This window comes from Luteimonas sp. S4-F44 (genome assembly GCF_022637415.1).
Classification (GTDB): Bacteria; Pseudomonadota; Gammaproteobacteria; order Xanthomonadales; family Xanthomonadaceae; genus Luteimonas.
In genome coordinates this window covers 3,201,311-3,213,988 of the sequence record NZ_CP093340.1, presented here as the reverse complement: position 1 = coordinate 3,213,988, position 12,678 = coordinate 3,201,311, and the positions used below count along the sequence as shown (strand labels likewise).

12 protein-coding genes are annotated in these 12,678 nt (G+C 65.0%); 5 read left to right on the top strand and 7 right to left on the bottom strand.

Annotation, left to right across the window (positions count from 1 at the left end):
- Positions 1–429 precede the first annotated feature (429 nt).
- Positions 430–690, bottom strand: coding sequence for a helix-turn-helix transcriptional regulator (locus MNO14_RS14490; RefSeq protein ID WP_241944393.1), 261 nt, complete (start codon positions 688–690; stop codon positions 430–432).
- 167 nt (positions 691–857) lie between these two features.
- Between MNO14_RS14490 and MNO14_RS14485 the strand changes: the two genes are divergently transcribed.
- Complete coding sequence (locus tag MNO14_RS14485) at positions 858–3,383, top strand: TonB-dependent receptor (RefSeq protein ID WP_241944392.1); 2,526 nt, start codon at positions 858–860, stop codon at positions 3,381–3,383.
- Between the two features lie 68 nt (positions 3,384–3,451).
- Positions 3,452–5,554 (top strand): Atxe2 family lasso peptide isopeptidase, encoded by a 2,103-nt coding sequence (locus MNO14_RS14480; RefSeq protein ID WP_241944391.1) that lies wholly within the window; start codon positions 3,452–3,454, stop codon positions 5,552–5,554.
- Here the strand turns inward: MNO14_RS14480 and MNO14_RS14475 are convergent.
- From MNO14_RS14475 to MNO14_RS14455, 5 genes are all read right to left on the bottom strand, one after another.
- Positions 5,551–7,290 (bottom strand): asparagine synthetase B family protein, encoded by a 1,740-nt coding sequence (locus MNO14_RS14475; RefSeq protein WP_241944390.1) that lies wholly within the window; start codon positions 7,288–7,290, stop codon positions 5,551–5,553. The genes MNO14_RS14480 and MNO14_RS14475 overlap by 4 nt on opposite strands.
- Positions 7,290–7,961 carry a lasso peptide biosynthesis B2 protein gene (locus tag MNO14_RS14470; RefSeq protein ID WP_241944389.1) on the bottom strand — a complete coding sequence of 224 codons (672 nt, stop codon included), beginning with the start codon at positions 7,959–7,961 and terminating at the stop codon, positions 7,290–7,292. Before MNO14_RS14470 ends, MNO14_RS14475 begins: the two co-directional genes overlap by 1 nt.
- A 46-nt stretch (positions 7,962–8,007) precedes the next feature.
- Positions 8,008–8,151 carry a benenodin family lasso peptide gene (locus MNO14_RS14465; protein ID WP_241944388.1) on the bottom strand — a complete coding sequence of 48 codons (144 nt, stop codon included), beginning with the start codon at positions 8,149–8,151 and terminating at the stop codon, positions 8,008–8,010.
- A gap of 162 nt (positions 8,152–8,313) precedes the next feature.
- Positions 8,314–8,934, bottom strand: a complete 621-nt coding sequence (locus MNO14_RS14460; RefSeq protein WP_241944387.1) for a GntR family transcriptional regulator — start codon at positions 8,932–8,934, stop codon at positions 8,314–8,316.
- 301 nt (positions 8,935–9,235) lie between these two features.
- Positions 9,236–9,853: a GntR family transcriptional regulator gene (locus MNO14_RS14455; RefSeq protein WP_241944386.1), complete on the bottom strand. Its 618-nt coding sequence runs from the start codon at positions 9,851–9,853 to the stop codon at positions 9,236–9,238.
- A 461-nt stretch (positions 9,854–10,314) separates the two neighbouring features.
- On the opposite strand from MNO14_RS14455, the gene MNO14_RS14450 reads away from it, so the two are divergent.
- Positions 10,315–10,479 carry a hypothetical protein gene (locus tag MNO14_RS14450; RefSeq protein WP_241944385.1) on the top strand — a complete coding sequence of 55 codons (165 nt, stop codon included), beginning with the start codon at positions 10,315–10,317 and terminating at the stop codon, positions 10,477–10,479.
- Positions 10,480–11,031: 552 nt separating this feature from the next.
- Here the strand turns inward: MNO14_RS14450 and MNO14_RS14445 are convergent.
- The gene (locus tag MNO14_RS14445; protein WP_241944384.1) at positions 11,032–11,508 is read right to left on the bottom strand and encodes a hypothetical protein; all 477 of its coding nucleotides are present in this window, start codon (positions 11,506–11,508) and stop codon (positions 11,032–11,034) included.
- A 26-nt stretch (positions 11,509–11,534) separates the two neighbouring features.
- Between MNO14_RS14445 and MNO14_RS14440 the strand changes: the two genes are divergently transcribed.
- Together MNO14_RS14440 and MNO14_RS14435 are read left to right on the top strand one after the other, a co-directional pair.
- Positions 11,535–12,356, top strand: coding sequence for an RHS repeat-associated core domain-containing protein (locus tag MNO14_RS14440; protein ID WP_241944383.1), 822 nt, complete (start codon positions 11,535–11,537; stop codon positions 12,354–12,356).
- Complete coding sequence (locus MNO14_RS14435) at positions 12,353–12,655, top strand: hypothetical protein (RefSeq protein WP_241944382.1); 303 nt, start codon at positions 12,353–12,355, stop codon at positions 12,653–12,655. Before MNO14_RS14440 ends, MNO14_RS14435 begins: the two co-directional genes overlap by 4 nt.
- The last annotated feature ends 23 nt before the right edge of the window (positions 12,656–12,678 follow it).

Here is a 12,678-nt window from a genome sequence, read left to right as displayed (position 1 = left end):
GCCCGAAGGCAAGGATCGCGCGTTGCTGACGGAGGTTAGGATGCAAGTTCCGGCTTAGGATGGGCGTCGGTGGGCGCCGCGGGCCCGTGTCAGATTTTTCTGGTTATGGCGCCAGGGATTTCTGCGGCTGCGGGTACTTCGCCGTTCTGGCGGCTTCGCGCGTGGCGCCGGCCGCGTAGTGCCTGACGAGGACTTGGGGGTGTTGATCTCGTTCCAGCATCCCGTCCAGATCACACAAGCGGTCGCCGCTGCCACATAGCGCGGCTCCGGGGAGGCAGATCGCGCTCGCACCACGCGCGGCATCGCAGACCTGGCGGGGCGCTCTCGATCGCCCCGTCAGCGCGTCCACGTGCGACGTCCCCGATTCTGGTGCGACGGGCATGCAGCAAGAAGGCCGACACCGTGCGGTGCCGGCCTCGATGGCTTGGATCAGTGGAGGGTCTTGGCCACTGCGGCTTCGAACTTCCTGATGAAGCCGGACAGGCTCTGGCCACAGGCCTTGCAGTGCGCGCGTAGCTCGAGCACATCCAGCCGTCGGCGGCCGCGCTCCACATTGCTGACGTACGACTGCGGCCGGTTCAGCTCCTCGGCCAGCCTGGCCTGGGTCATGCCGCTGATCTTCCTCCGGCTCTCCTTCAGCAGGCTCACCAGGATCTGATACTCGGGCTTGTAGATCGACTTGCTTGTCATTGCAGGCTCCTTGGGTTGAAGGCCAGGCCTACCCTAAATCTGCTTTCCATATATCCGAAAACTAGATATGCTCGATCCAGGCCATGTGCCGTGAGCCGGCCACGCGCGACGACGCTGTTGCGTCTCTTCCCGCCCCGGCCGGCCGCCTCACTCAATGGAGAGATCGCATGTCGAACGCGTCGGCTGTTGTGCGTGGTTTGCCGCTGGAAAGGTGTCGCTCCGCCGTCTCGGCGCCTGCGACGCGCGTAGTCCGTATCGCCACACCAGCAACTGGCCGGGCGGTGGTGCAGGCAGCAGGGGCGCTGGGGTGGCCATCCGCACGGCCGACCTCGCGCCGGCTGGCCGCGAATGCACTCGCAGCCGCCGTCATCGCGTTGCTCCCCCTGGCCGCCGCCGCACAGGAGACCGGTGCGGTACCTGAGCCCGATCGCCCCGCGGACGCCCGGGAGACCGAGGCCGCCGCCACCCAGCTCGACACCGTCCAGGTCACCGGCACGCGCATCCGCGGCGGTACCACGCCGTCGCCGGTGATCGCCTTTGGTGCCGAGCGGATCCAGGAAGAGGGCTTTCGCGACCTGGGCGAGGTGATCCGCAGCGTGCCGCAGAACTTCTCGGGCGGGCAGAATCCCGGCGTGGCCGCCGGGGCGACGGCTGGGGCAGGGGGCGTCGCCAACCAGAACATCACCGGCGGTTCGTCGTTGAACCTGCGGGGCCTGGGCGCGGATGCGACGCTGACGCTGCTCAACGGCCGACGCATGGCCTACGGTGGCTTCTCGCAGGCGGTGGACATCGATGCGATCCCCGTCGATGCGGTCGAGCGCATCGAGATCATGGCCGATGGCGCCTCGGCCATCTACGGCTCCGATGCTGTGGGTGGTGTGGGCAACGTCATTCTCAAGCGGGAGTACACAGGCGCAGCGGTCGGCGCACAGTACGGTCGCACAGCCGATGGCGGACTGGCCAGCCATGGCTACACCGCCACGGCAGGCACAGCCTGGTCCAGCGGCGGGCTGATTGCGACCTACAAGTACGCGGCCGCCGAGCCCATCCTGGCCAGCCAGCGGGCCTTGACGGCCCACATGCCCGAGCCGACCACGATCTATCCGGGCAGCCACTTGCGCAGCGCGTTGGTCAGCGGGCACCAGTCGATCGGCGATGCGGTGGAACTGCGCCTGGATGCGTTGCGAACTGAGCGGGAGCAGCGGTCCACTGCCTATTTCAGCGGGATCTCAAGCTACTACAGCCGGTTCTCGCCCGTCACCACGACCACGCTGGTGGCCCCGAGCCTGGAGATCGCATTCGCCGACGATTGGCAGCTCGCCATCGGCGCCACCTGGGGGCGCGATCGTCGTGTCCAGGACGAATGGATGACGATGGTCGCCACCGGCGAGGTGCTGCCGTCGCCCTATGACGATTGCTACTGCAATGAGAGCCGCGCCTACGAGGCGGGTGTGGAAGGACCGCTGTTCGCGCTGCCGGCCGGGGAGGCGCGTCTTGCGGCGGGCCTAGGCCAGCGTGAGAACGACTTCGTGCAGCGCAATGTCGTGTCCGGCGAGCGCTTGATCGAAGGGGACGAGCGCAGTCGCTTCGCGTATGCCGAGTTGAGCCTGCCGTTGCTGGCGGGCTCCAATGGCAATGGGCCACAGCGGCTGACGCTGACGGCTGCCGTCCGGCGTGAGTCGTACGACAGCTTCGGCAGTGTCGCCACGCCCAAGCTCGGGCTTGTCTACAGCCCCACTGGCGACTACACGCTCAAGGCCTCATGGGGCAGGTCGTTCAAGGCCCCGACGCTGCTTCAGCAGTACCAGCGCCAGAACGCCTTGCTCTACCCGATGGCGGTGTTTGGTGGCAGCGCCGACAGCGATGCCACGGTACTCGCGGTCTTCGGCGGCAATCCGCAGCTGGACGCCGAGCGCGCCCGGACCTGGACGGGCACGTTGGCACTGCATCCGCGTGCGCTGCCCGCCCTTGAGGTGGAACTGTCTGTGTTCGATATCGACTACACGGACCGCGTGGTCCAGCCCGTGGGCAACTACGCCGAGGCGCTGACCAACCCGATCTACGCGCCGTTTGTCGATCGTTCGCCCACCGCCGAGGGGCAGGCCCGGATCATCGAGGCGGCGGCGGGCTTCTACAACTACACCGGCGGCAGCTACGACCCGGCCGATGTCACCGCGCTGCTGTACGCCCACTTCGTCAATGTGGCGCGGGAGCGGATTCGCGGCGTCGACCTGTCGGGTGCGTACCGGTTCGATCTCGGGCCCGGCCGGTTGACTGTCCGCGGTGCAGGGAGCTGGCTGGACAGCACGCGTGAGAACAGCCCGGCGGATCGTGCGTTCGATCTGGCCGGCACGCTGTACAGCCCGGCCAAGGTCAATGGCCGGATTGGCATGGTCTGGCAGCAGGGTGGCTTCGGTGCCTCGCTGTTTGCGAACCACACCAGCGGCGTGCGCAGCACCGTGGACGGGACGAAGACTGCATCGTTCACCACTGCGGATCTCACCTTGCGTTACGCGTTCGACAGCCAACGCGATCCGCTGGCCGGTTGGGATGTCTCGGTGTCCGCGCACAACCTGTTCAATCGTGCGCCGCCGCGGCATCGCGTCACCGATCCGACCTGGTTGCCCTACGACTCGACCAACTACTCGGGCATCGGGCGGCGTCTCGATGTCTCGATCACACGTCGGTTCTGAACTGCGGCCCGTCCTCCCGTCGTCCTGGTGAGCGACGGCGATGGATGCTTCGTCAAGGAGTGCATGGGATGGTGATGGTCTGTTTGCGCAATGGCCGCGCTGCGGTGATGTTGGCGGTCGTGTTGGCGATGGTGCTGGCCCCTTTCGAGGCGGCGGCTGTCTCGCCGCGACGCTTGGTGGAGGTGGTGGATCTCTCCGGGCTGGTCGTGTCGCCGAATGGGCGACAGGTGGCCTTCCGGGCGGATCAGCCGTCTGTCGAGCGCAACACCTACGATTCGGTGTGGTACGTCCAGGATGTGGATGGGAGGGCACCGCCACGTCGGGTCGCGGAGGGTGGCGTGCCGCTGCGCAACAGCTCCGGCGGCGCATTGCCTGCCGTGGCGCACTGGTCTGCCGATGGGCGCTCGATCTTCTACCGGGCGTTGCTGGACGGTCGCATCGAGGTCTGGCGCGCCGCTGTGGACGGCTCGGGCGCAGAACCGGTCGCGCGGGATCCGGCGAATGTGCGCGATTTCAGGCTCGGCGAGGACGCCACGACGCTGCAGTACAGCGTGGGCGCGCCTCGCGCGGACATCGTCGACGCGGAGCAGGCGGAGTACGCGCGTGGCATCCATGTCGATGCCTCGATTCCGATCGGGCAGGGCGTCTTCCGCTCCGGTCATCACGAGGGGCGGTTGGCGACGCAGCGGTTCACGGGGCTCGGTTTCGACCGCGAAGGTTTGTTGGACGACGTGCCCGAGCGCTGGTTCGAGATCGACCTGCGGACGGGCGCGCGCCGCGAGCTCGCGCCGCCTGCGGCGAAGGCGGCAGCCAGCCCTGTGGCCGGGGCCGTGCCGCTGGACCGGACTTGGGTCCGAGACCCGCAAAGCGGTCGGACCGCCACCTTGACCCGTGCGCTGGCGCCTGGTGGTCCGTACACCGAGCCGGTCGCGACCCTGGCGGTCCTGGATCGGCGTGGACGTGAGATCGCGCAGTGCACGGCGCCCGCCTGTACCGGGGCGGACATCACCAGTGGGCAATGGCGGCCTGGGCGCAATGAGCTGCTGTTCACCACAAGCCCTGTCGAGGCGGGCCGGGCGCAGACGGTGTTTCGCTGGAGCGTGGATACCGGCGCGGTGACGGTAGTGGCGTCGTCGCGCGGCTTGCTCAATGGTGGGCGAGAAGTGGCGAGTGCGTGCGGCGTGGCGGCCGATGCGATGGTGTGCGTGGCTACGGAGGCCGACCGCCCGCCGCGCCTGGAGCGCATCGAGATCGACACCGGTCAGCGGCAGGTGCTGTTCGATCCGAACGCATCGCTTGCGTTCGATCTTGCGCAGGGCGTGTCGTCCCGGTTCCTGCGCTGGCGGGATGCCGAGGGCCGCGAGTTCACCGGCCAGCTTCTACTTGGCCGGGGCATGGCCGCCTCCCCCCGGCCCTTGTTCGTGACGTACTACACCTGCAGCGGGTTCCTGCGTGGTGGCACCGGCGACGAGTGGCCGCTGGCGTCGTTTGCTCAGGCTGGCATTGCGGCCCTGTGCATCACCGCACTCCCGCACAAGCCGGACCCGATCACGCGTTACGACGAGGGCATGTCCGCGGTCCGGAGCGTGGTGGACCTGCTGGCGGGCGAGGGGGTGGTGGATCCGGGCCGTGTGGGAATGGGAGGTTTCAGCTTCGGCAGCGAGGTCACGCTCTGGATGGCTGCGGAATCGGATCTGTTGGCCGCGGCCTCGGTGACATCGCCAGCGGTCACGCCGCTGTACCACCTGATGGGCAGCTTGCAGGGCGAGCGGTTCGCGACCGGTCTGCAGGCGGCCTGGGGGCTTGGCGCGCCGGATGCCACGCCGGAGGCATGGAGGCGGCTGTCGCTGGCCTTCAATCGGCAGAAGGTGAGGGCGCCGGTGTTGTTTCAAATGCCGGAGCAGGAGTACCTGTACGCCTTGGACTACATCATCCCAATGGTGCGCGACGGTCAGGCCGATCTCTATCTGTTCCCGACCGCGCCGCACATGAAGTTCGAGCCGCAGCACAAACTGGCGGCCTACGAGCGGAACCTGGATTGGTTCTGCTTCTGGCTGCAAGGCGTCGAGCGGGACGGTGCAGGAAAGGCCCCCGAATATGCGCGCTGGCATCGTATGAAGCAGCAAGCGGAGGGGCGGCCAAGCTCTGAGGGTGATCGAGGCCGCGATTAGCGCTGGTGGCGGACCCAGTTCTCGATCATGCACAGGTCGAGGATGCGGAAGAAGGACTGGTCTCGCGACGGAAAGGTCTTGCGAAAGAAGGCGTCAAGCTCGGCTGTCGCGAGGAAGCCGCGGGCGTTGAGTTCGCCATCGAGCAGGAAGCGACGCATCCGTTCGCTGTTCCGGCGATAGACGGCGCCCAGGTACTGCGCGAAGTCGCCTTTGCTCTTGCGGTTGAGTACCTCGGTAGGCAGGCGGTCCGAGAACGCCGCCCTCGCAACGGATCGGTTCCTGCCGCCGGCGACCCACATCCAGGAGGGGACCGTCAGGCAGGCTTCGACGACCGGCTGTGACAGCAAGGGCAGACGCAGCTGCCGCGCCGGGCCGCGCCACATGCCGTGCCGGTAAAGCTGGGTGCCCGCCAGGTACTGGATGCGCTCCCGGTCGCCGGGGAGTGCGTCATCCGGTGCTTGAAACCACGGGTGGGTGTCGAGCGCGCCGCTCGGCACGTCCTCGCGCAGCAGCGTGCGGTCGGCATCGTAAGGCGCCTTGGGCGGCCGCGTGAGCTTGTTGAAGGTGAGACGTGCTGCTTTCCAGCGGGTGCACTGGTGCAACTGTGAGAGGTCGCTGATGGCCCGTGATCCCGCCAGCAGGCCACGCGCCCTGACCGCATCGGCGGCGGGCGCAGCGTTGCCCAAGTAGCAGAAGATCACATCGCCCCCGCCACCCGAGTAATGGGCCGGGCTGGTCTCGCTGCCGCCGGCGACGGCCATCGCTTCGTTGAGAGCGTGCTGGAGCACATTGATGCGGGGGGCCACCGACCACGGCGGCGGTGCAGCGTCGAAGCGGGCCGTCGGGAAGTCGAGCTCCCGGGCATGCAGCGGCGCGCCGAGCATGTTGGCAACGAGCGTGGCGTACTGTCGCTCGTCCGCTCCAGGGACCGGCGTGAACAGCGTATGGCAGCTCACATCCGCCCCTGTCGACACCAGGGATGCCGCGATGATCGATGAGTCGAGGCCGCCCGATACTTCCACCAGGATGTTGCTGTCGATTCCGGCCCAGGCTTGGATCGACGACAGCACGGCATCGCGGACGCGGCGGGCGGCCTCCTCCGGGTTCCGCACGCGGCGTTCGTCGGTGACGAAATCCCAGGGCGACCAGACTTGCTCGATGTGGGGGCTGGAACCGCGGACATGCAGTGTGCAGCCCGGCAGCAACTCGGTGACCTGCGCCAGTGATGTCCGGGCGGTCATTGCGTGAGGGTAGGTCAGGCACACGGGCAGGAAGTCCCAGTCGATCTCTCTTCGATACAGGCCGATGCGAGCTGCCAGCGAGACGTCCGAGGTCACGAAGCCCCCACGTGCACCAATCGCGTAGACGCAGGGGACGCCGCCGGAAGGATCACGGGTGATCGACAGGGCGCCGCTCGACGCATCGCCCGGCTGGATGAGCAGGTAGTCGCCCCAGCACTGCGTCAACAGGACGGACCGCAGGTCTCCTGCGCTGTTCAACCCCGGAAGGTCTTCCGGCCGTCGCACTGGCGCGCCGTCCCGTCGAAACAGATGACCGATGATCGCGCCGCCGCCTGGCGCTTCTAGAACAGGCGTGTGCTTGTCGGCGTACAGCCGCACCGTGGCGCTGGACAGGCGCAGCGGCAGGCCGATCTCGTTGAGCTTCCGGCCCGCTTCAACAGGATCTGTGGCGGCCGGCGGGCTGTCGTCCATGATTGCGATGTAGCGGTAGGGCATCAGAGTACCCGTATCGGCGTGTACGACGTTGCGTTGCCCACCGTGTCATTGAGCACCAGATCGCCGGCTTGCACCCAGCAGTGGGCGGAGAAGGGATCGTCGATGACACCGAAGACGATGTTCGTTGCGAACCCACGCCTTGCCAGAAAGTGCGCCATGGCGAGTGAGTCGAGCAGGCAACAGGTCTCGATGGGGACATGCAGCCGTGCGCCGACGAAAGCGCCCGCGGCATCGAGTAGCCGTGCTTCATCGTACTCGGAGCGTGGGGCGCGTTGCGCACACTGCGTCAGCTTCTGATCGAGCGTGATGACGATGGCTTTGAGGGATTTCGTCCGCAGGTGCCGGCGTGTGCGGATGACGGTCGCGGCGACTTCGATCAGCGCCGAGACTCCGAGTGTCCGCGCCTTGGTATGAAGCTCGAGCACACTTCGGCTGGGTGTGGGACATCGCGCTTCAGTGCACGTCTCGCCGGCCGTGTCGGTTGTGAGGATTCGGCGTTGGAGCAGTGTTTCTAGCGGTGCCGCATCAATGGGGGCGCCGCTGACATGGCGAAGGAAGGCAGCTTCGAGTGCGGGCCCGAGCCGGAAGTAACGATCGCTCTCGATGTCGAGAAAGATCGCCCGTCCATCGATCAGGCAGTACGACAGGTCTTGTCGAAGGGCGTAGGCCATGGTCGGCGTCCGGGCCGTGGGCGCACCTTTCGGTGCGCCCGTTCGGTCAGTCTTCCGAAATGCCCGGTGCGATACGCAGGTTCACGCCTTCGGTGGGCATGCCCGGAAAGCCCTGCGTCTCGACGCTCGCAACGCCGAGCTCGATCACGTCGTCCTGCACCTGGGTGCGGGTGTTGTCGTTGTTGTTCATGACGGTCTCCTTACTAAGCCATGGACATCCATGGCGGCTTCAAGCTAGGAGCCGAATGCGGTGATTCTCAAATGATTTCTGTTGATCACGTGGTGATCATTTCGAGTCTGTGACAGCGGTCGCGAATGCCGGTGTGTTGGATGGGAGCGATGCCGCAGTCAGTCAGTGCAAGGCCGCCAGCTTCTGGCGTAGATGCGAAACGATCTTCGGCGCCATCGCCCTGCGGCGACGTTGGTAATCGCGCAAGCCGGCCTTGAGCGACGGGAGATCGCGCGCCGCCCAGCAGCCGTACAGCGCGGCCAGTTCGTCATGGGCATCGTCAAGCAGCGCTTCCTTGGCGTGCCGCACCGGCGCGAGCTGGTCGTTGGCGCGCTTGAGCGGTGCGCGCAGTTCGTCGTTGTCGGTGATCTCGGTGATCGCATCGAACAGCCGCCAGGTCGCGTTCGGTGTGTCCTGGGGTTCTAGCGCGGTGGGCAGCGGCGTGATGGCATGCGCCGCGTTGCCTCGCTCGATGGCCTCGAGCAGAAGGCTTCCCATCCAGTCGTACCGGCCTGCCAGGTGGGACTGGTCAAGCATCGGCACATAGAAGCCGCGACCGGGATTCCAGTCGATCAGACCTGTCCCCGAAAGCCCATACAACGCGTATCGGACCGGCATCGTGCTGGTATGGAATGCGCGCGCCAGCGCGGGCGCCTTGAGGTGCTCTCCGGGCAGGAAACGGCCTGCCCGCAGGCCGGCTTGGATACCGTCGAAAACAAGCGCGTGCTTGGGCGGTGTGTGCATCGCAGACCTCCGTTTCGGCTTGAAAAATGCGTCCTGTGTGGAACCACTACCGCGAGCCGCCGGGGTGATCTGTGACCGCAGTCGCGCAACGCTCGTTTCGTTTGGCGCGCCGGGTTGTACTGCGCGCTTCGATCGGCAGCGCCAACAGAGTCATGTACTCCGGCTCGTCAATCGACTTGCCTGACATCTCGCGGTTTCGGTGATGCGGACGCACTCCGCATCTGAAAGCAGTTCGTCCGCGATCCGACTCAACGACGGCGCTTGGCGCCATTGCGTCTGCGCGATGCCGCAGGCGGTGTTGTTATCGCTGCGCGCGCCGCGCCTGCAGGGTCGCCACGATGCGTGATGCCATGACCTTGCGGCGCTCGAAGTAGATGTGCAGTTCGGCCTTGAGGCTTGCCAGGTCGCGTTGCTGCCAGAGGCGATACAGCTCGGCGAGTTCGGCCTCGGCATTGGGCAGCAGGTCCAGCTTGGCGTGCCGGATGGGCGCCAGCCGATCGTTCGCCAGCCGGATCGCCGCGCGCATGTCCTTCAGGTCGATGGCTTCGGCGATGCTGTCGAACAGCGCCCAGGTCTGGGCGGCGACGTTCGTGCTGTCCGGCGCGGGCGTCGATGGGGCCGGCGCGGCGGGGCGGACGGGCATGTCGCAGGCCATCATCGTCAGCCGCTGCATCCACTCATAGTGCTGCCGCAACTCCGACTCGCCGGGCAGCGGCACGTGCATGCCTTCGCGCTGGTGGTCCTCGATCAGGCCTTCGCCCAGCAGTCGCTGCAGCGCTGCCCGGATCGGGAGGCCACTGACCCCGTACTCGTCCGCGAGTGCCGCCACGTCCAGATGTTCGCCCGGTGCGTAGCGGCCAGCGCGCAGTGCGCGCTTGAGCGTCCGATGCGTGTAGATTCTTTTTGAATCCGCGTTCATCGCAGAAATCCCTTCGGCGTGAGGCGCTTACGGATCCTACAACGTTCCGGCGGGTGAGGCTGCTTTTGGGCGGCGGAGACAGGCAACGTCGTACGCGGTTCCGTTCGGGGCGGCCGAACGCAGGACCATCCGCGCCGGTGTGCGGCGATCGCAGACCAGGTATGCCGTGCGGGCGATCACCGTCCCTGCTGGTGCGGGGGTGATCACCGCGCGCCGTGCGCCGCGTGGGGGCACGGGCGCCTTCCGGTATGGCGGTAGCAGCTGCTGCTCATGTGCAAGGGCATGCGCGCGGCCCATGAACGCATGCCGCACCGTCGACCGGGTGCGACAAACTGTCGCGCGGAGGCGCAAGACGGGCGGCCTAAAATGGGACCTTGCGATGCTACTGCCCCGCTCACGCGGCGTTGCGAGGCCAACTCCGCGCCTCACGACAGGTGGCATCGAGACCTGGACATCCTCCCATGTACGACTGGTTCCCCATCGTCTTCATCATCTTCAAGGTCGTCGTCCTCGGCGTCGGCATGTTCTACGCCATCAAGTGGCACCACGATCAGGCGAAGAAGGACGAGCAAGAGAAGAAGGACGCGCTGGAACGGCAGCGGCAGCGTGAGGTGGGCGAGGGGTAGGGCCTGCAGGCGGTGGTTGGCCGCAGTTGTCGTCTCCCCTTCTACAAAGCACTGAGCTCTAGCTGGTACCGACTGGCTGGCGTTGCTTGGAGCCGAGCGCTGCAACCATCCGCTGCGCTTCAAGCAGAGCAACGGTTCGCCACGCTCTTGCTCAGAGACTGAGTCGGCCAAAGGTGCAGGTCCGCACCAGGCTCCTGTCTGGCTAGAAGCAAGCGCGCTCAAACAGTCCGCCGAGACGTGATATCCGCATCGCCATCGTATGCGTGTCGCGCCTGCCTCCCGATGTGGTCAGGAGCTTGCTCCGCGTTGATGCGACATCCCTTTCGAGCCGAATGCTGCTCTCGCGTTGATCAGCAACGCGTAGAGCCAAGGCGACCGCTCCGCTGACTTCCGTCTTCGCTTGCTGCCCCTTTCTCACAGGGCGGAGTGAAAGCGTCGCGCGCAAGTCGGACGAAGCGTCTCCGTGGCGCTCAGACTTTTCCTACAACTGAATAGGGCGAATTACTACACGGCAAGCCCGTTCAGCTGTGTGAAATTCTGTTAAGGTCGCGATCACGCATCGCACTTCGAAGTTCGTTCACCAGCGTTCGAGGCGCTGCAAGGTGTTCGCTTAGCGGCGCCGATGGGATCGCGTGACAGGAGGGAAACCAGGATGCATAGGAAATTCGGGCGCGCTCGCGTCTGGACGCTGGCGTTTGCTGTGTCGCTTTCGGCGTCTGCCGCTACGACCTCCAGGGCAATCTGAGCCAACGCGATGGCGTTGATCACCAGTTCGATTATGGGAACCGCCTGCGCCACGTTTCCGGCCGCGAGTGGTACGCCTATGACGCCTATGGGCGTCGCCAGTTGGCCTGTGGGCCGACCGCCTGCAATTACCAGCAGTACGGACGGGATGGCAAGTTGTACTTCAGCCAGAACCACCGGACCGGCCGCCGTGAAAACTAGCTGTACTTGGGCGATCGCCAGGTCGCCATCCGGGATGCCAGTGCTGACGGCGATCAGATCGATGTCCGCGTGAAGTATCAGCATACCGACCTGTTGGGAAGCCCTGTGGCGTGACCAACGAAGCAGGGGCCGTGCTCGAGCGAACGCACTGGGCGCCATACGGGGCGGCGGTTGGCAAGCCCAACTATGACGGGATCGGCTACACCGGGCATCGCCAGGACGGGGCGACTGGGTTGGTGTACATGCAGCAGCGGTACTACGATTCTGAAGTTGGGAGGTTTCTGAGCGTGGATCCGGTGACGGCGTATGACCTGCCAATTGCTGGATTCAATCGCTATCGGTATGCCGCGAACAACCCTTATCGATTTACAGATCCAGATGGCCGTCAAGAGCGCGCTTATGGTGCAGGAGCCAGCCTGATGCTGACGCCTGAGCAGCGTAAAGTTTGGGAAGCTGGTGAACGTGCAGCTACCACAGAAGGCAGCCGCTCTCTCGAAGGAGCGGCAATGATGGATGGAGTAAAAACATTTGCTGCTGAACCTAGGGTTACGAAGGAGGCTGTTGCAACGCTCGCAACAGTTGTTGTCATGGCACGGGTCACGCGTGGGAAATCCGGCGCTGGGCCTATGCATGGGCCGTCTCCAAAGATTAATCTTGGCCAGCAAGGCAAGCATCAAGTCGGGCATAACAACTATCAGCCTGGCAGGAGCATTTTGACGGCGAATCCTGCCGAACTCGGACGACATGCAGGTGCTGGCCAGCAGGTCAATAACATCCCGGTAGGGTTGCCTGGCTCGAGAGAGCGTGTCAACTTCGGTCAGGAAATAGGAACGACCATAGATCGCGCTGGAAATTCATCGCCGAAAAAAAATGGAATAATTCATTATGGAAGTAATGGAATTAATATCGTTCCATCGAGGCCAGACCCATGAACACGGAACTCCGAAAAGATATTCTATTAGCGACAATGAAGGCCTTGTGGGGCGAGGTCTTCCCTAAACTTCGCGCTGTTGTTTGCTTTGTTAAGACTGAAACAGAGTTTGAGGTCGCATTTTTTGTGGATGGAGACATAGAGATGGATGAACAGGAAGCCATGCAGTGCGTAGTTACTGAGGTCATTGCAGATTTCCCTGCTAATTTCCTGATCTCAGAAAAGCTGATTCAGCTTGATGCCCCAGCTCCAATCCCAACGGCCGAAGGATTGCTTGTATTCCTCCGAAAGGAATCATGACGGCACAATTCATTGGATGAGTT

Coding starts and splice junctions, on each gene's coding strand:
- MNO14_RS14455 (WP_241944386.1), bottom strand. CDS start 9,853: ATGAACGCGGATTCAAAAAGAATCTACACGCATCGGACGCTCAAGCGC.
- MNO14_RS14450 (WP_241944385.1), top strand. CDS start 10,315: ATGTACGACTGGTTCCCCATCGTCTTCATCATCTTCAAGGTCGTCGTC.
- MNO14_RS14490 (WP_241944393.1), bottom strand. CDS start 690: ATGACAAGCAAGTCGATCTACAAGCCCGAGTATCAGATCCTGGTGAGC.
- MNO14_RS14445 (WP_241944384.1), bottom strand. CDS start 11,508: ATGCTGATACTTCACGCGGACATCGATCTGATCGCCGTCAGCACTGGC.
- MNO14_RS14470 (WP_241944389.1), bottom strand. CDS start 7,961: ATGGCCTACGCCCTTCGACAAGACCTGTCGTACTGCCTGATCGATGGA.
- MNO14_RS14460 (WP_241944387.1), bottom strand. CDS start 8,934: ATGCACACACCGCCCAAGCACGCGCTTGTTTTCGACGGTATCCAAGCC.
- MNO14_RS14465 (WP_241944388.1), bottom strand. CDS start 8,151: ATGAACAACAACGACAACACCCGCACCCAGGTGCAGGACGACGTGATC.
- MNO14_RS14435 (WP_241944382.1), top strand. CDS start 12,353: ATGAACACGGAACTCCGAAAAGATATTCTATTAGCGACAATGAAGGCC.
- MNO14_RS14480 (WP_241944391.1), top strand. CDS start 3,452: ATGGTGATGGTCTGTTTGCGCAATGGCCGCGCTGCGGTGATGTTGGCG.
- MNO14_RS14485 (WP_241944392.1), top strand. CDS start 858: ATGTCGAACGCGTCGGCTGTTGTGCGTGGTTTGCCGCTGGAAAGGTGT.
- MNO14_RS14475 (WP_241944390.1), bottom strand. CDS start 7,290: ATGCCCTACCGCTACATCGCAATCATGGACGACAGCCCGCCGGCCGCC.